The organism is Pseudoalteromonas sp. SG43-5 (assembly GCF_014164345.1).
Lineage (GTDB): Bacteria > Pseudomonadota > Gammaproteobacteria > Enterobacterales > Alteromonadaceae > Pseudoalteromonas > Pseudoalteromonas distincta.
Window position 1 is genome coordinate 1 of record NZ_JACJFA010000036.1, and the last position, 16,452, is coordinate 16,452.

A 16,452-nucleotide genomic window follows, 5' to 3' on the forward strand; every position below is an offset into this window, starting at 1 on the left:
TAAGAAAATTACGCTAGAACTAGGCAAAAGTTTTTGTATCTAGTTGTTCTAAATAAAAAATTTTTAACGACGTTATAGTGCAATTTAATTCGTTAAATTGATCAAAGATTTATGCAGGTTGGTATAAGTTTGCGAAACACAAAAAAGCAGCATTTAAGTAAACTTAAGTGCTGCCAAAGGGATGTTAAATAACGTTTGCTGTACTAATTTTGTTTAAAGCTAAATAACTGGTAACCTTCAAGCTCAGGCACTTGCATTACTAATTGCTCTTCTTGTTTTGCAATATCAGCAAAGTTTCCACATAAAGAGTTGGCACGTTCTTCAAGTGCGCTTGCATGTAGCTCTACTTTTTCTTCTATTTGTGCACCCATATTTTCCATACGTTGTTCAAAGGCATCCATATCACCGCCTGAACCAAGTAACTCAGAACCTAAAGCTACTAAAATACTGCCCATTGATTGCATCACTGCTGATTCAACCGCTGTTTCTATCTGCTGCTCAAATTGTTGTTCAAAGTTTTCGCCAAATTGATTAAAACTTTGTTGGCCCATCACAAATGTACCTTGCTGGTAAAATGTGTTTTCTACTTCGATTTTAATGTCATCCATAAGCTCAGACATATTATCAAGACCGTCAATATTAAATGCATTGCCTACTTCTTCTAATGCTACTCCGGCAATTTTAACACCCTCAAGCGCTATATTAGCTACTTCAGGTAATTGAGTGCGTAAGCTATCAGAGTACTTGGTTAGCGCGTCGCGCTGCGAACTATTCAGCGCTACAAGTTCGCCATTTACGGTTAAGTCACCATGGCTATTAAACTGCATGGTTTTATTGTTGGCGGTAAAAATTTCCAATTCGTTTGGCTTAATGCGCACATCATTTTTAAATTCGACGTTACATTCATCATTACTAAATGAAATTGCAGAATCGTTATCGTTATGAGCCATAGCGGCTGGTGAACAAATTAATGCGCTAACTAATAGTAATTTTTTCATGTTTGTTCTCTACTTTTTGTTGATGACGATTAATTAATAACAAGTTTGATGCCAGTTTTATTTTTTAATATAAAACATATGCTTAACTGTTTTTGTTTGTTTTTTAGTAAATGAAATTAATTAATAAATAACTATTTTTTAGTCAAATTGGCTAACTAATAAAAATTAATAAATTTTATTTATCGATACGATAAAAAACTCTCACTTTCCTCAATTCAAATTTAGCGCTATTTATTCACATTACTGACATGAAGACTATTTACAGTAGTCACGTGGCTTTATTTTGATGTTAATTTGCACAGCATTTTGACGTTAAACATTTTAATTTTACCGACTATTGCGATAATAAAATCCTTGGTTGGTCTCAAACACTTTATGGAGTGGGTTGTGGGTAAGACATTTAGTTACGATGCGCTAGATGACGATTTTGTTGAAGACGAGTACGAAATGCTCGGCCGTAATCAACACGATAAGAACAAGCAAAAGGTTAAAAAGAAGTTGGAAGACTACCTTGAGCAAAAACGCTTGCGTAAAAATCTAGGCGAAGATGATTTAAGCGATTACACCGATTAAATTTCACTAGTATAAATAAAATACCAATTAATATTGAGAGTTTAAATGTGCAGTTATGCGTATGTTTAAGTTTCAGTAGTATTGGCAATAAAGAGGCCTTGCGCCTCTTTATTACTTTTTAAAGCGCATTTTTAGTTTGTGCCAAAGCTTTTTGAATTGTAAGTTCTAGCTTTTCTGGTTTAGTAAAAGGTGCATAACGTTTAATTGGCGTGCCATCTGCAGCAATTAAAAATTTAGTAAAATTCCACTTTATTTTACGTGTTAAAAAACCAGGTAAAGCCGATTTTAAAAAACGAAAGACTGGGTGAGCATGCTTACCGTTTACATCTACTTTGGCCGCCATTAAAAAACTCACACCAAAATTAATTAAACACCCTTGCTCTATTTGTGTAGCGTCGCCGGGTTCTTGCTGACCAAATTGATTACACGGAAACCCTAAAATAACTAAACCTTGGCTGGCATATTTATTATGCAAAGCTTGCAGCGACTCGTATTGGTAGGTAAATCCACATTTACTTGCGGTATTAACAATAAGCACAACCTTACCTTCAAAATCACTAAAGTTAATAGGTTGACCCTGCAAGCTTGTTGCGCTTAATTGATGGAATTTGTGCATATTGGCGTCTTTTTTATTATTGTTATAGGTATTTTAACCTGAGTACAGTATTTCATAAAGTATAAAGAGCGCTCTAATTTAAAATCAGAAATAGCCCCATACCGGCAAGCGTTGTGTAATAAATATTATGTGTTTTATAGGCAACAATGATGGCGACTATCGCTGCGCTTAAATAAGGGTTTTGCCAGTTTAAGTTAATGCCATCTTCATTCAAAAACACGATAGGCACCCAAATTGCTGTAAGCACCGCAGGTGCGCTAAAGCTTAAAAATTGCTGCATTTTAGGACCTACTTTAAACGGTAAAGCGCGGTGTAAAAATAAATAACGCGTAAAAAATGTAATGCACGCCATGAGTAAAATAGTTGTCATCATAGCGTTGCTTCCTTTTTAGCGGTTAGCCTTGCTGTGCTATAACCTGCGGCCATTGCCAGCAGCGCTGAGCAAACAAGCCATAACTCAAATCCGGTACTTTTTAAAAGCGTTGCGCTAACGCCTGCTACAATTACCGTAACGAGTGAGGCCAAATTTTTGATTCCCGGAATAACCAACGCGATAAACGTGGCAGCAATCGCAAAGTCGAGCCCTAAATTAGTTAAGTCGGGCAGTATTGTGCCCGCTACAATGCCAATTAACGTCCAAATATTCCATGCAATATAAAAGCTAAAACCAGCGCTCAATGCGTATATTAAGCGTGTTTTTGTTCTATATGCTTTTCGATGATGAGAAAACGCAAACAGCTCGTCGGTTAAAACAAAGCTCACCGGTAAGCGCCAACGCATAGGTTGATCAATGACCTTATGACGCACAGCTAAACCGTATAAAAAGTGCCGAGAGCTAATAATAAATGTTGTGAATAAAATTGTGAGCAATGGTGTGTTGCCCGCCATAAGTTCAATCGCAACAAGCTGTGCAGAGCCTGCAAATACTAATAACGACATTGCTTGGGTTTCAAAGGCGCTAAAACCATTTTGAATCGCTAAAGAGCCGCATAAAATACCCCAAGGAACAACGGCTAAACACAGTGGTAGCATATCTAAAAAGCCTTTTAAAATAGCTTTTTTAACTGGTTGCATGATATTTACTCTCACGGCTTGTAGAATGGCTCATAAGGATACCTTAATATTATGATGTTAAAGTAGTTAACAAATTAAATAATACTGTTTTTTTTAAGGATAGGCACAATGACGACGTTAAAAGTGTGGGATGGGTTTATTAGATGCTTTCATTGGTTTTTGGTTGTAAGTATTGCAGTGCTTTATTTTAGTATTGAAGAGGGCATGATTGAGCTTCACTTTGTCGCTGGTTTTTTTACTTTAGCACTTATAGTAACACGTTTAATATGGGGTGTTATTGGTAGTAAAACCGCGAGATTAAGTGGGTTACTGCACTCTCCTCGTGCTATTTTAAAGGCGCTAAAAACACCAAGCGAATCGTTAGGCCATTCAGCACCCGGCAGCTGTATGGTGATAGTTTTTTTTATATTGATCATAACGCAACTTGTAAGTGGCTTAATGAGCAGTGATGGTATTTTAACTGACGGGCCGCTTGCTCAATATGTGTCTAGCGATACGATTGATTTTGCCAATTGGCTACATGAGCTGAATTTTGACATTTTACTTTATGCTATTGGCTTGCACGTATTGGCTATTATCATTTATAGAATAAAAGGCAAACCGCTAGTTAAGGCGATGATCACAGGCTCAAAAGAGTTAAAAGCGGATGACTCTGAGGCTAAAGTAACTAAAGCGTCTTGGCCTGCGTGGTTAATATTTATATCTTTATTGGTGTTGCTGGTATTTACGTGGGCGAAAGAGCCTTTAACTTATTTGTTTAGTTAAAAACACATTAAACCAACCTTAAAGGGTTGGTTTTTGTTTTTGGTTACATTCTTTTGTTTGATTGTTATGCGGGGTCGAATTATAATCGCCGCATTGCTGGCAAACTAGCCGAAAGGTTAGGACGCAAAGTTTCCGGTCTAAGGCTTTTTAAAAGCTATGGTAGCGGGACTACTGCATAACGTGTTGTTATGTATCACTTGCCCTCAGTGTATTTTTTGTGTATCCATAGTCTATGGATAAAATTTTGTAACTCTTAAGGTGTTGCCGTGTTTATGCATACGTCGTTGGCCTGTGGAAAGTGGTCAACAATAGGTTGCTTAAATCATCATACCCAATTATTTATTGGTGATGTGGTGAGTGTAACCTTTTACGACATGCAAGGAGAGCTGGTTAGTTTATCATTTGATTACAAGATCACCTCGCTTGAGCAAGGTGAGCCTCACGCATGGCCACGTTTAGTTGCCGAGCATATTAATGTGCATGTTCCTCTGGTTAGCGCAGGTAAAATGACCGAACAGGGTTTAATTGTAGCCTATAGAAATAATGAAATTTTTGCTTTGCAAAGCAGTGGTATATGTAAAGCACACGTCGACTTTCATTGTATTGCAAAATGCGATGAGCGTGTTGTTAAGAACCTTGATACTTATGATTACGTGTACCCTGAAAATTGTGAAAACTATAATGCGGGTACAAAGGTATTGCAGCCAAAAACTGGGCATGTGTATCAATGCAGGCCTTGGCCATTTAATGAGTTTTGCCGCACGAATGACGATAATAAGTCTATGTTCGAACCCGGTGTAGGGCAAAGCTGGGCTATGGCTTGGCAGCAAATATAAAGCTTAAATTATCTTCCCAAAGGTATAGCGGTTTTAGTAATGAAGCGTTTACCGTTTTAGCCCATCCAACTATTGGATGGGCTTTTTTATTTTTATGATAAACTGCAAATCACATTATTTTTTTAATTGGTTTTGTTGTGTCTCGTCCTGACTACTCTTTAAGTTTATTACCTAATTTCCCGATTGCTAAACAGCAAGCCCATACATTAAGTACCCACAATAAAATACGTACCGATAATTACTATTGGATGCGCGATGACGATCGCCAGGGTGAGCAAGTACTTGCGCATTTACATGCTGAAAATGCGTACTGCGATGAACAGTTAGCTGCTATGAAGCCACTACAAAATACACTTTTTGAAGAGTTAAAAGCACGCATTGTAAAAGATGATAATTCGGTACCCGTTAAAGACGGGAAATACTGGTATCACTCAGAAGTTCGTGGTGATGATGAATACTCGCGTCATTATAGAAGTACGAGCATAAAGGCCGATAATAAAGAGCTTTTACTCGATGTGAATGTATTAGCTGAAGGATTTGAGTTTTTTGAGCTGGGCGAAGTCGCACTAAGCCCATGCGAGCAGCTTATGGCTTACTCTGAAGATACTGAAGGTCGTCGTATTTATAATGTTCGCTTTAAAAGCTTAGCGACCGGTGAAATGCTTCCTGATGTGCTTGAAAATACAGAAGGACAAGTTGTTTGGGCTAACGACAATAAAACTGTTTTTTATGTAAAAAAAGATTTAAAAACGCTATTAGGATACCAAGTATTTAGGCATGAGCTTGGCAGCGAGCAAAGCCAAGACGTAATGGTCTACGAAGAGCAAGACAGCAGCTTTTTTATGGGACTTGGTAAAAGCCGCGATGAAAGCTTAATTATTATTGATTTAGCATCGACAGAGACCAACGATACATGGGTGCTTGATGCTAATAATCCCACTGGCGAATTTAAAGCATTAATGCCGCGTGAAGATGGCCACGAGTTTGACGTAGATAAGCTAGGTGACACATTTTATATTGTGACTAACTGGCAAGCTAAAAACTTTAGATTAATGACGGCAACAAACGAAACGATTGCTGATAAAACACAATGGGTTGAGCATACAGCTCACAGAGAAAATGTCCTGCTTGAAGGTGTCGAGTTATTTAATGACTTTTTAGTATTGAGTGAACGCGAACAAGGGCAAGCTCGATTTGTAGTTGTTAATAGGCAAGGGGATCGTATGGCACTTGAGTTTGCCGATCCTTGTTATTATGCTGCAATAGCAATGAACCCAGAGCCAGACACTCGCACTGCGCGTATTTATTACTCAAGCTTAACAACACCAGGTTCTTTATATGATGTTGATTTAGCAACCGGCGAAAAAACACTACTTAAACAGCAAAAAGTACTCGGTAGTTTTAATGCCGATGACTATCAGTCGGAGCGATTAATGGTCACTGCTCGCGACGGAGTGAAAGTACCCGTATCGGTTGTTTATCGAAAAGACTGCTTTAAAAAAGATGGCACAAATCCGTTATTTCAATACGGCTATGGCGCCTATGGCTATACGATTGATCCTAGTTTTTCAAGTTCATCGCTGAGCTTGCTCGATCGTGGTTTTGTTTATGTAATAGCACATGTTCGAGGCTCTGAAATGCTAGGTCGTCAGTGGTACGAACAAGGTAAAAAAGAGTATAAACAAAATAGCTTTAGTGACTTTATTGATGTGACAAAAGCGCTTGTTGCACAAGGCTATTGTGATAGCAGCAAGGTATTTGCCTCAGGCGGCAGTGCAGGTGGTTTACTGATGGGGGCAGTTGTAAACCAAGCACCAGAGTTATATTGCGGTGTTGGCTGTCATGTACCATTTTTAGATGTATTAACCACGATGCTTGATGAGAGTATTCCGCTCACAACAAATGAATACGATGAATGGGGTAATCCAAATGAGCCTCAGTTTTATGATGTAATTGAAGCTTACTCGCCGTATGACAATATTCGCGCCCAAAACTATCCGAACATACTCGTTACTACCGGCCTTCATGACTCACAAGTGCAGTATTGGGAGCCTATGAAGTGGGTTGCAAAAATGCGTGAGCTTAAAACAGATAGTAATATTTTAGTATTTAAAACCGATATGGATGCAGGGCACGGTGGTGCATCAGGTCGCTTTAAAAGTTTAGAGGAAAAAGCACTCGAAATGGCCTTTTTTATTGCTTTATTAAATTAACTGCAAAATCAGAAAATTGTATTATCCTATATATAGAAGTTGATATATGTAAGGCGATTTATGTTTGGAGCACATGGTGAATTTCAGATTTGTTCACAGCCCCCTCTGATGTATTTAGAATTAAAGGGGAGCTTTAACAATGAAGGCATTACGCTGTTAACTAATGGAGTTGTTCAGGAGTTGAGCACTCACCCTGAAAATACGATTAAGTTTGTGGTTGTTAATTTAAAAGAGTTTGAGCTGTTAACTTTGGATGGCCTCGATTCATTAGAGGCCTATTTTGCCGGTGTAAAAGAACGTGGCTATCAACGAGTTGATTATATAAACATTAATATCATAGCTAAAAATATGTTTGAAAAAGTATGGAAAAATAGCGATGTAGAAGTTAATTTTTATAAAGATACCGAAAGCTATTTATTAGTGCACCCAAATGACAGTTATATAAAACAGAACTGGTAACTAACATGAGTATTATAAACCGCTATTGAAAAGGGCTTATAATACTCTCTAAACACCCTTTATAGCGCCGTGAAAGGTTTAAACACATATCGTTTTTCAGCCTTACTTTATAATCGCCACTGTCAGTAGGCATCAGTTCGCAAATAGCTTGTCTTCTTACCAGCGTTGAGCGATGAATGCGAACAAACCCTTGTGGTTCTAGTTGTTGTTCAATATTTTTCATGGTTTCGCGATGTAGTACCGGCGTATTACCTTGGGTAAAATGCAGCTCTACATAGTTGCCCGCGCCATTTATCCAAATAATATCATTGATATCAATTAGCCTTACCTTACCGACATCTTTAACCACAATGTGTGATGATGGCTTTTCAGCTTGTGTGCTTTGCTGGTATTGGCGTTCGGCCGCACTTGCAATCGGGCAAAGGTGAATCAGCTTATCAAAGCATTTATCAATACGTGATGCAGTTGAATCTAATATTAAAAAATCTACAGCGCCAACTTCAAAGGCAAAACTCGCAAAATGTCCCGATTGAGCAATAATGACTAACTTCAGCTTTTTAGCAAGCTCAGTTAAATGCACTATTTGCATAGGGTCAGCTAGGTTGGTTAGTTCGTAAAACAGTACATTGTATTGATCTGTGTCTATTTGATCTAATCTATTTGTTTGAAGAAAAGATTGAGATTCAAAGTGTCGGTGATCTTGCACACCCTTTGTTAAAAATGTTGCAAACTTAGTGTTACTAACAAAAGTTAATGCATGAAAAGAAGCGATCATTATTTTATATCTCTTGCTGTATATAGTAACAAAGACCGTGCTTAGCGGAAAAACTGTTATGAAAAGTACAATATATTTATAAAATAATTGTGACGTACTGATTCATCCCATAAAACCTGCTATTCGTACCAAAGACTACGCCTCATAAATAATGCCCGTAGAGTGTTTAAATAAATCCCCTTACTGTAATCCGCGAAGTAACCATTTAGTTACAAAAATAACAATTCAGGGGAATTATATGACATTAACTAACAAAGGTAGCGCGCGATTATTTAAAAAATCGTCGTTAACAGTTGCGCTAAGCAGCGCGATACTTGCAAGCTTTTCATTTCAAGGTGTTGCAGCAGAAGATGACGAAATAACTAAAATAGAACGCGTACAAGTTACAGGTTCTCGAATTCGTTCAGCTGAGGCAATGTCATCGGCTCCTATTCAAGTTGTAGATAGTGCTGCTATTGATGCATCAGGGTCGTTAAATATTCAAGACTTATTATTAGAGAACCCTGCATTTGGTACACCAGCTATTAGCCGTACTAACTCAAACTTTAATACCGCAAGTGCGGGTGTTGCTACTGTTGATTTACGTAATTTAGGCTCTAACCGCACATTGGTTTTAGTGAATGGTCGTCGTTATGTATCAGGTGTACCAGGTAGCTCTGCTGTCGATTTAAATACTATTCCGAGTCAATTCATCGAACGTGTTGAAATTATGACAGGTGGTGCTTCATCTGTTTATGGTTCTGACGCTGTTGCTGGTGTAGTTAACTTTGTACTAAAAGATGATTTTGAAGGTATTGAATTCGAAGGCCAATATGGTGAATCAAGCGAAGGCGATGATGAATCACGCCAATTTAACTTTACCTCAGGCTTATCAAGCTCAGATGGGAAAGGGCACGCGATGTTCCATCTTGGGTATTCTGATCAAGGTGCTGTTTTTTCACGTGACCGTGACCGCTCGGCAGTAGACCAATTTTCAGGTATCTTCTTTGAAGATGATCCAGTAGCAAACCCAGGCTCTGTATTTGATGCTGTAAGTCCATTTTTATCTTCATTTCCGCCACAGGGTCGCTTTAGCGCTGGGGATGAAACATTTACGTTTAATGATGCAAACACCCTACAAAACTCGTTTAGTACTAACGGTGGCGATGGCGTAGCTGCAAATGGTTTTAACCGAAGTGGCGTACGTACGATAGCGATACCTACAGAACGTTACTTATTTGCCTCAAATGGTAGCTACGAGCTAAGCGACAAGCATAGCTTTTTTTATGAAGGTACTTACGCTGCAACAACAACCGTTTCTGAATTAGAGCCATTTCCTTTTGCCTCTGACGACATCTATGCAAATGGCCAAGTACCAATTGAATTTAATGTAAACGGTGAAATATTGCGTAACGCATTTGTACCTGATGATATATATAACGCAGCAACCGACACCGACGGTGATGGTATGCGTGATATCTTTTTTGCAAAGCGCTTAAGTGATATCGGTAACCGTGGAGCACGAGCTGAGCGTGACACATTCCGTTTAGCACTAGGCTTTCAAGGTGAAATAGCAGATGGTTGGTTCTACGATACTTACTATGTATACGGTAAAACAAAAGAGCAGCAAGTTTCTGGTGGTTTAGTTAACGTACAAAGCTTTCGTCAAGGTTTAGAGGCTGTTATCGATAGCCAAGATTTAGATGGTGATGGTATTACTGATGAGGCTATTTGTATCGATGCGACAGCACGTGGCTTTAACTGTGCGCCGGTAGACATTTACGGTTTCAATTCGCTATCGCAAGGTGCTATTGATTTTGTAAGTGCACCTAGCTCACTTTCAACGTCGGTTGAGCAAGAAATCATTGGTGGTAATATTTCAGGTGATTTATTTGATTTACCGGCAGGTACGGTAGGTATCGCTGCTGGTTTTGAATACCGTGAAGAGTTCTCACGTAGTGAATTTGATGCTCTACAGCAAGCTGGCCTTAATGCGGGTAATGCAATTCCAGCAACAGAAGGCTCGTTTGATGTAACTGAATATTATGTAGAAGCAAACATCCCCGTGCTTGATTCTGTAACAATGAATGCAGCAGTTCGTTTGTCTGACTACTCAACAGTAGGCAATACTGAAAGTTGGAACGTGGGTATAGACTGGGAAGTAATGGATAGCTTACGTTTACGTGCTACCCGTGCACGTTCAACACGTGCTCCAAATATCGATGAACTATTTTCTCCACCTTCACAAACTTTCCCAAGTGGTTTAAACGATCCATGTTTAGGTGTTACTAATAGTGGCGGTGGTGCTGCAGGTGATGCTTGTCGTACAGATGTTGGTGTTACAACTAATATCGCCTCAAATGGCGAGTTCACGCTTAACCAGTCTGACTTACAAGGTATTAGTGGTTTTAACCGTGGCAACCAAGATTTAAAAGAAGAAGTTGGTGACTCTGTAACAGTAGGTTTAGTATTTACACCAGAAAATCTAATATCAGGCCTAGACATTACGCTTGATTACTTTGATATCGAAATTACAGATGCAATCGTATCAACACCTCGTCAGTTTATTCTTGACCAATGTTATGGTGGTGGCGATACAAGCTTTTGTGACTTTGTAACTCGTCGTAGTGCGCCATCAGGTAATAATAGTGCTGGTTCACTAGAGTTTATTGACAGTGGTGTATCTAACAGTGGTGGTTTAGGTACAGAAGGTGTTGATTTAACACTAACGTACTCTACTGATATTGGCCCAGGTGCGTTTAGAACTCGCCTTGCTTATACTTACCTAATTGATGGTTATAGCATCCCACTTCCAGGCGCTGATAAAGATGAGTTTGCTGGAGAAATTGGTGCATCAGAGCATAAAGCTAACTGGAACTTTGGTTATAAACTTAACGACTTTGATTTTAACTGGAGCTTAACTTACATTGGCGCTGCAGACTTTGATGATCAATTCTTAAGTGGTTTTGGTATTGCTCCAGGTGGAGTAGGGATTGGTTCAGTGACATATCATGATGTTCAAGCAAGTTACCATATCAGCGATTCAACAGAGCTTTACGCTGGTGCGAGTAACTTATTTGATAAAGAGCCACCACGCATTTTATCGGGTGTGAGCGGTTCAAGTACTGGTACTGAAACAGATGCAGGTACGTATGACCCAATTGGTCAATCATTCTACATAGGTTTTAGAAGTAAATTCTAACCAACAATAACGACACTAATATAGTTACTTAATTCGTAACGTTCACAAAGCCTCAGTATTGCTGGGGCTTTTTCATGGGGAAAAATAATGTAGTAGTAATGCTTATACATTGTTTATCCCAATATATGAGCATTACACCCACTTAAACCCAAAACAACGCCACTGGTAACAGGGGCGTTGTTTAGTATTGGGAGGAGGCTAATATAGTAACCGAATCGCTTGATTATTTAACGATTTATCCCTATTTGTGGCCCTCTTCATTGAGGGCTTTTTTTTGCTGGTTTAGTCTAAGTAAGCCTTTAGCATCCAAACCAGTTTCTCTTGCTCTGAAATGTAATCGCTCATTAGTGAGGCTGTACCTTCATCGTCTGCATCACCAGCTTGGCTTAAAATATCACGCTGCATGTGAATTAATGTACTGTAACCAGCAAGTAGGTTTTCTACGGCTGTAACACCATCACTAATACCTTTAGCTTCTTTAATTTTACTTACTTCAAGGTAATCAGAAAATGCATGTAGTGGTGCGCCATCTAACGTTAAAATACGTTCTGCAACTTCATCTACTTTTAGAAGTAGCAAGTTATAAATTTCTTCAAACTTAACGTGTAGTTCAAAAAAGTTACGGCCTTTAATATTCCAGTGAAAACCACGCGCATTCATGTATTGAATCTGGTAGCTACTCAATAATGTATTGAGTGACTTTATGATGTCTTCGCTTTTTGCGCTGTTTAGACCAATTGCGTTTACATGTGACATAACTTGCTCCTGAATAACCGTTTGTTTGTGAACTTGTGATAAGTATTACTAATTTCTATAAATTAGTAAAATCGTTTAAATGTATCTAGTTAATAGTTTTAACCTATTAGCTGTTTTGATACCTGTATTCACTTTAGACTATTAATAGAAATGGGACTGATTAATAAAAATACTACCCCTCAAAAATAAATAAAACCCAGAAGCATATAAATCATGATCTAAAACAAACTTTATTCAAGGTAATAACTTAGCTATTTTTTTATTGATGTAGGTCAAAAATCATCCACCCTAACGGCGCATAATAATGTTGTCGAAATAATTAGGAGAGATAACATGCATGCAAAAACAGCGAAACAAAATAAAGCAGAGTTAATCGTGGTAGGAATTGCAGTCATCGCATTTGTGCTTGGGCTAGTCGCGCACTTAGCAGGAGCAAGCTTTGCGAACTCAGATTTTTTTGGTTACATTGCGGCGCCCATTCCGCTGATACTGGCTGTGATATTTTTAATTAGTTATAAAATAGCAGCCAATGCTGAGGATTAATCTTTCTCGTTTAAGCACTTTAAAATGTAATCGAGTACTTGGCGCGAGTAAATCATACTGGTATGGCTTAAATGAAACACTTTATGTTCGGCCATACCTTTAAGTTTGGTTTCATCTAGTAATACAGTGCCATCTGACTGGCTACCTTTGACTATTAAAGGCATAAGCCCAATAGGTAAATCCCCTGCGATACTATAAAGCTTAGCTTTAAAAGGCCAATTACCATTTTTAGTAAGCAAAAATTCAACACTATTTTTTAAAAATGATTCAAACCCTTTTTGCTTCATTTTTTGCGCTATATGGCTGCCTTTATGTGGAGTACCCAGTGTAATTACCTTCGTAATATTCTGGCTAGCAGGAGAGTTTGCCTCTAGGTAAGCACGTGCAATCAGCCCTCCCATTGAGTGGCATACAAGCGCTGCAGGTTCGTTAGAAATACACTCATCAATTTGTGCAAATATGGTATCGCGGTGAGGGTCGAGCGTATTATAGGTAATGTTTAATACCGTCATACCCGACTCTTCAAGTCGTGAACAAAGTGGGCGCATAACAAAGCCAGACATATACAAGCCATGTAAAACAATAACGTGTTTAACTTTCATATGCTCCCTAATACCAATTTTATTAAAAACATGATCATCCTAGCGTATTAAATAATCCGCTACCTGCGTTAAAAATTATTTAGATAGAACAACTATATGTCATAATTTTCGCCTTGTTATCGACTTATTTATTTGTCGCTATAATAGATAACTAATTTAATGCAATTGGTATAACTACCGTAATTACATTAACTGTAGCGGTTTTATTTCAATATTGGTTGTATCGGTATTTACCCATACTTCACCATCTTGAATGGAAATGGCGAGCTTAATTCCACGATCAACCAAAGCAGCAAGTGCTTGTGTTGCTGCGTAATCAAGGCTAAAAATACTTAGATTTTTAAATTCATACAATTTAGGTTGATGTTTTTGCCACCAAATTGCTTGATTGTTTTCACCATAAGTATATAGCACCACTTTTTTAGATTTATTACAGGCTTTTTTAAGGCGTTTCTCATCTGGTAAGCCAAGTTCAACCCATAGTTCTATTTCTTCACTATAGCTTACATGCCAAAGTTCAGGCTCATCATCTGCACTTAACCCTTTAGTAAATTCTAAACCATCACAGCTATTTAGCGCAAAAGCGAGTAAGCGAATCATCAACCGCTGATCGGTTTCTGATGGGTGTTGAGCCAAGGTTAAATTAAAATCTTGATAAACGTGGCGGTCCATATCGCTAAGCGATAACTGCACTTTCATAATGGTGGATTTAAGAGCCATAACAACTAATCTGAAAAAATTTGCGCCAGTATAGCGCAATTAAATGAATTGCCAGTTAAAATAGCGGTTAATTATACGTTAGGAGTTAAAAATGGCTATCCAGTGGTTCCCTGGGCGCTTGCATTAACTTCCATCAGCATACGCAGAAAGAATTTTTTATAAATAAAATCAGTGGTTTGTCGTTATTTCATTCCGCCACATTCCGCATGATGATTACTAAATCCGAACCATTCAGTACCCCACTCAGTACCCCCAGCTTTAAAAATACTATATACTCATGTGATTAACTGAATATATAGGTTATGCGAAATATGCGTTTAACTGATCGCAAGATAAAATCAATTATAGCCACAAGCAAAGAACAAACCTTTTCAGATGGTAATTGCTTAGTGTTGCGCGTTAGGGCGAATGGGACTAAATCTTGGCGGTTTAAATATACAGTTAATAAAAAAGTTACCAAAATTTCTTTAGGTGCTTATCCTGCTGTTACTCTAGCTGAAGCCAGAAGTGTGGCAGTAAACTATATGCAGCTTTTAGCTAAAGGCACTGACCCTAAAGAATACGAAAGTGCGAAAAAGCTTGAAGCAAGTAGGAAGCTAGCTAATACATTTTATGCTGCCGCAGAGCTTTGGTTTGAACGCAAACAGCCTACTGTGACGCCTCATCACGCAGCTAGGGAATGGCGAACGCTTGAGATGTATATTTTCCCCAAGTTGAAAGACACGCCTTTAGAAAACATTACAGCGATTGATACCATTGAAATTCTCAGACCACTTGAGACTGACGGAAAACACTCCACAATTAAGCGTATTTGCCAAAGCTTAAACCAGATCATGGATTACTCGGTAAATCATGGTTTTATCAATGCCAATCCACTAGCAAAAATTATAAAAGTATTTACCAAAAATACAGTAGAGCACATGGCTACTATTAGACCCGAAGAACTACCTGATTTTTTAACCGCTCTGAATGGCTCACAAACCATTCAGAACAAAACAAAGCTTTTAATTTTGTGGCAATTGCACACTATGACTCGCTCAAAGGAAGCCGCAGGCACTAAGTGGGCCGATATTAATATTGAAGATGCTGTATGGGTGATCCCTGCTGAAGAAATGAAGCGCAGAAGAGTGCACCGAGTACCTTTAACGCCTGCTACTTTGGCAATACTTGAACAAATGAAACCACTCAGCGGTCACCATGAATATGTATTCCCGAGTGAGCGTAATGAAAAGAGCCATGCCAGTACCTACACAGTTAATGCAGCTATAAAGCGAAGCTTAGGCTACAAAGATAAGCTGGTGGCTCATGGCTTGCGTTCCGTTGCTTCTACAGCCCTTCATGAAAAAGGTTACGATAGCCTTTTGGTCGAAGCCTGTTTAGCCCACGCAGATGAAAATGAAACAAGAGCGGCATATAACCGCTCTGATTACCTTGAAAAACGTAGGTCTATAATGAGCTGGTGGAGTGAGTTCATTTGCGAAGGCATGCATGAGAAATAGACGGATTGATTCAAGCTATAATACGCCCTTATCATTATCAATAATCAACTTAATTAAATATTGGGTCATATTCATCTTGTTTCTAGTGGCACTGGATCGGAGCTTATTATAGTCACTGCGATTCAAGTTTAGTGTTATTTGTTCTTTATTAAATTTACGTCTTTTGGCTTGTCGCCAAGCAGCTTGGAATAATCCTTTATTGTTATTTTTGCCTAAGTATTTATCTAATTTATCTGAATTCCCAGATGCCAAATATTGCTCAAACGCTTTTGCATGAACTGGTGACTTTTTAGAAAGATACGATAATGCCCATGTCTTAAAGTACTCTCTATGTATAGTATCTAATCCATCAAAAAATGATGAAATTAAACTTACTTTATTATCATTCGTATTTCTCATTGCCAATTACCTCTGTGACATGTAACGTTACCTGAGATGTTTTTCAAAATTGGAGAGTACTATTAATTCTATAACAAGTGAAGAGATCCTTACTTTGTCTCCTAATTCTTACTGGACTTTTATGAAACTGTACTTATGTCTTGGATTTGAACTTGAAGGGCAAATGTTGGAATGTTCTTTAGCAGAGCTTAATAAAATGATAGGGGTTAGTTCTAGAGATTTTAAGAACTGCCTAGATGAGTTAGAACAAAAAAATTTAATAAGGCTCGCTCATAATGTCAGTGTAATTAAAAGAGGATGCTCTCCACAAAAAGTAATTTTATTAGGTGAGGTTAAAGAGTTTTTAGTTCAGAGTTATGATGAGAAATTACTTGCAGATATCCAAAAAATTTTAGCTTTAAAAAACTCAAAAAACTCAAAAAACTCAAAAAACTCAAAAAACT

18 protein-coding genes and 1 riboswitch are annotated in these 16,452 nt (G+C 38.2%); of the genes, 9 read left to right on the top strand and 9 right to left on the bottom strand.

Features of this window, described 5'->3' with window-relative positions; genetic code table 11:
* Window positions 1-203: 203 nt before the first annotated feature.
* Entirely contained in the window at window positions 204-998 is a 795-nt protein-coding gene (locus H5161_RS19605; RefSeq protein ID WP_182769902.1) for a YggN family protein, read from the bottom strand.
* A 387-nt stretch (window positions 999-1,385) separates the two neighbouring features.
* Here H5161_RS19605 and H5161_RS19610 point away from each other — a divergent pair, with 387 nt between their 5' ends.
* Window positions 1,386-1,571 (top strand): PA3496 family putative envelope integrity protein, encoded by a 186-nt coding sequence (locus tag H5161_RS19610; protein ID WP_007579801.1) that lies wholly within the window; start codon window positions 1,386-1,388, stop codon window positions 1,569-1,571.
* A gap of 118 nt (window positions 1,572-1,689) precedes the next feature.
* On the opposite strand, the gene H5161_RS19615 is transcribed toward H5161_RS19610, so the two are convergent.
* The 3 genes from H5161_RS19615 to H5161_RS19625 form a co-directional block, all read right to left on the bottom strand.
* Window positions 1,690-2,187 (bottom strand): glutathione peroxidase, encoded by a 498-nt coding sequence (locus H5161_RS19615; RefSeq protein WP_182749548.1) that lies wholly within the window; start codon window positions 2,185-2,187, stop codon window positions 1,690-1,692.
* A 73-nt stretch (window positions 2,188-2,260) separates the two neighbouring features.
* Window positions 2,261-2,560, bottom strand: coding sequence for an AzlD domain-containing protein (locus H5161_RS19620; RefSeq protein WP_004335020.1), 300 nt, complete (start codon window positions 2,558-2,560; stop codon window positions 2,261-2,263).
* The gene (locus H5161_RS19625) at window positions 2,557-3,261 is read right to left on the bottom strand and encodes an AzlC family ABC transporter permease (RefSeq protein WP_182769903.1); all 705 of its coding nucleotides are present in this window, start codon (window positions 3,259-3,261) and stop codon (window positions 2,557-2,559) included. The genes H5161_RS19620 and H5161_RS19625 overlap by 4 nt, the downstream gene beginning before the upstream one ends.
* 108 nt (window positions 3,262-3,369) lie before the next feature.
* Here H5161_RS19625 and H5161_RS19630 point away from each other — a divergent pair, with 108 nt between their 5' ends.
* The 4 genes from H5161_RS19630 to H5161_RS19645 all read left to right on the top strand — a co-directional run bounded on the left by H5161_RS19630 (window position 3,370) and on the right by H5161_RS19645 (window position 7,534).
* Entirely contained in the window at window positions 3,370-4,026 is a 657-nt protein-coding gene (locus tag H5161_RS19630; protein WP_007377891.1) for a cytochrome b/b6 domain-containing protein, read from the top strand.
* Window positions 4,027-4,114: 88 nt separating this feature from the next.
* Window positions 4,115-4,202: riboswitch (cyclic di-GMP riboswitch) on the top strand.
* Between the two features lie 96 nt (window positions 4,203-4,298).
* Complete coding sequence (locus tag H5161_RS19635) at window positions 4,299-4,862, top strand: hypothetical protein (protein WP_024597144.1); 564 nt, start codon at window positions 4,299-4,301, stop codon at window positions 4,860-4,862.
* A 137-nt stretch (window positions 4,863-4,999) separates the two neighbouring features.
* A complete protein-coding gene (locus H5161_RS19640; RefSeq protein WP_182769904.1) occupies window positions 5,000-7,075 on the top strand; it encodes a S9 family peptidase in 2,076 nt (691 codons plus the stop codon).
* A 60-nt stretch (window positions 7,076-7,135) separates the two neighbouring features.
* Window positions 7,136-7,534: a hypothetical protein gene (locus tag H5161_RS19645; RefSeq protein WP_182769905.1), complete on the top strand. Its 399-nt coding sequence runs from the start codon at window positions 7,136-7,138 to the stop codon at window positions 7,532-7,534.
* Window positions 7,535-7,556: 22 nt separating this feature from the next.
* Here H5161_RS19645 and H5161_RS19650 read toward each other — a convergent pair whose 3' ends face one another.
* On the bottom strand, window positions 7,557-8,309 hold the full coding sequence (locus tag H5161_RS19650) for a LytTR family DNA-binding domain-containing protein (protein WP_182769906.1): 753 nt from the start codon (window positions 8,307-8,309) through the stop codon (window positions 7,557-7,559).
* Window positions 8,310-8,547: 238 nt separating this feature from the next.
* On the opposite strand from H5161_RS19650, the gene H5161_RS19655 reads away from it, so the two are divergent.
* Complete coding sequence (locus tag H5161_RS19655; protein ID WP_182716496.1) at window positions 8,548-11,490, top strand: TonB-dependent receptor domain-containing protein; 2,943 nt, start codon at window positions 8,548-8,550, stop codon at window positions 11,488-11,490.
* Window positions 11,491-11,772: 282 nt separating this feature from the next.
* Here the strand turns inward: H5161_RS19655 and H5161_RS19660 are convergent, their stop codons facing one another.
* The gene (locus H5161_RS19660; protein ID WP_004334993.1) at window positions 11,773-12,246 is read right to left on the bottom strand and encodes a Dps family protein; all 474 of its coding nucleotides are present in this window, start codon (window positions 12,244-12,246) and stop codon (window positions 11,773-11,775) included.
* Between the two features lie 333 nt (window positions 12,247-12,579).
* On the opposite strand from H5161_RS19660, the gene H5161_RS19665 reads away from it, so the two are divergent.
* Window positions 12,580-12,789 carry a hypothetical protein gene (locus H5161_RS19665; RefSeq protein WP_024597139.1) on the top strand — a complete coding sequence of 70 codons (210 nt, stop codon included), beginning with the start codon at window positions 12,580-12,582 and terminating at the stop codon, window positions 12,787-12,789.
* Here the strand turns inward: H5161_RS19665 and H5161_RS19670 are convergent.
* Both H5161_RS19670 and H5161_RS19675 read right to left on the bottom strand, forming a co-directional pair.
* Entirely contained in the window at window positions 12,786-13,391 is a 606-nt protein-coding gene (locus tag H5161_RS19670) for an alpha/beta fold hydrolase (protein ID WP_004334986.1), read from the bottom strand. The genes H5161_RS19665 and H5161_RS19670 overlap by 4 nt on opposite strands.
* A 183-nt stretch (window positions 13,392-13,574) precedes the next feature.
* Window positions 13,575-14,111: a YaeQ family protein gene (locus H5161_RS19675; protein ID WP_024597137.1), complete on the bottom strand. Its 537-nt coding sequence runs from the start codon at window positions 14,109-14,111 to the stop codon at window positions 13,575-13,577.
* 311 nt (window positions 14,112-14,422) lie between these two features.
* Here H5161_RS19675 and H5161_RS19680 point away from each other — a divergent pair, with 311 nt between their 5' ends.
* On the top strand, window positions 14,423-15,610 hold the full coding sequence (locus H5161_RS19680) for a tyrosine-type recombinase/integrase (RefSeq protein ID WP_182769907.1): 1,188 nt from the start codon (window positions 14,423-14,425) through the stop codon (window positions 15,608-15,610).
* Between the two features lie 15 nt (window positions 15,611-15,625).
* Here the strand turns inward: H5161_RS19680 and H5161_RS19685 are convergent, their stop codons facing one another.
* Window positions 15,626-16,009, bottom strand: a complete 384-nt coding sequence (locus tag H5161_RS19685) for a hypothetical protein (RefSeq protein WP_101163136.1) — start codon at window positions 16,007-16,009, stop codon at window positions 15,626-15,628.
* A 121-nt stretch (window positions 16,010-16,130) separates the two neighbouring features.
* Here H5161_RS19685 and H5161_RS19690 point away from each other — a divergent pair.
* Window positions 16,131-16,452: hypothetical protein (locus H5161_RS19690; protein WP_182769908.1), on the top strand; the 322-nt coding region annotated here is incomplete at its 3' end.

Excerpts from the sequence above, each read along its gene's own strand:
- H5161_RS19635 (WP_024597144.1), top strand. The coding sequence starts at position 4,299 with ATGCATACGTCGTTGGCCTGTGGAAAGTGGTCAACAATAGGTTGCTTA.
- H5161_RS19665 (WP_024597139.1), top strand. The coding sequence starts at position 12,580 with ATGCATGCAAAAACAGCGAAACAAAATAAAGCAGAGTTAATCGTGGTA.
- H5161_RS19645 (WP_182769905.1), top strand. The coding sequence starts at position 7,136 with ATGTTTGGAGCACATGGTGAATTTCAGATTTGTTCACAGCCCCCTCTG.
- H5161_RS19615 (WP_182749548.1), bottom strand. The coding sequence starts at position 2,187 with ATGCACAAATTCCATCAATTAAGCGCAACAAGCTTGCAGGGTCAACCT.
- H5161_RS19680 (WP_182769907.1), top strand. The coding sequence starts at position 14,423 with ATGCGTTTAACTGATCGCAAGATAAAATCAATTATAGCCACAAGCAAA.
- H5161_RS19605 (WP_182769902.1), bottom strand. The coding sequence starts at position 998 with ATGAAAAAATTACTATTAGTTAGCGCATTAATTTGTTCACCAGCCGCT.
- H5161_RS19650 (WP_182769906.1), bottom strand. The coding sequence starts at position 8,309 with ATGATCGCTTCTTTTCATGCATTAACTTTTGTTAGTAACACTAAGTTT.
- H5161_RS19625 (WP_182769903.1), bottom strand. The coding sequence starts at position 3,261 with ATGCAACCAGTTAAAAAAGCTATTTTAAAAGGCTTTTTAGATATGCTA.
- H5161_RS19620 (WP_004335020.1), bottom strand. The coding sequence starts at position 2,560 with ATGATGACAACTATTTTACTCATGGCGTGCATTACATTTTTTACGCGT.
- H5161_RS19660 (WP_004334993.1), bottom strand. The coding sequence starts at position 12,246 with ATGTCACATGTAAACGCAATTGGTCTAAACAGCGCAAAAAGCGAAGAC.
- H5161_RS19685 (WP_101163136.1), bottom strand. The coding sequence starts at position 16,009 with ATGAGAAATACGAATGATAATAAAGTAAGTTTAATTTCATCATTTTTT.
- H5161_RS19630 (WP_007377891.1), top strand. The coding sequence starts at position 3,370 with ATGACGACGTTAAAAGTGTGGGATGGGTTTATTAGATGCTTTCATTGG.
- H5161_RS19675 (WP_024597137.1), bottom strand. The coding sequence starts at position 14,111 with ATGGCTCTTAAATCCACCATTATGAAAGTGCAGTTATCGCTTAGCGAT.
- H5161_RS19670 (WP_004334986.1), bottom strand. The coding sequence starts at position 13,391 with ATGAAAGTTAAACACGTTATTGTTTTACATGGCTTGTATATGTCTGGC.
- H5161_RS19655 (WP_182716496.1), top strand. The coding sequence starts at position 8,548 with ATGACATTAACTAACAAAGGTAGCGCGCGATTATTTAAAAAATCGTCG.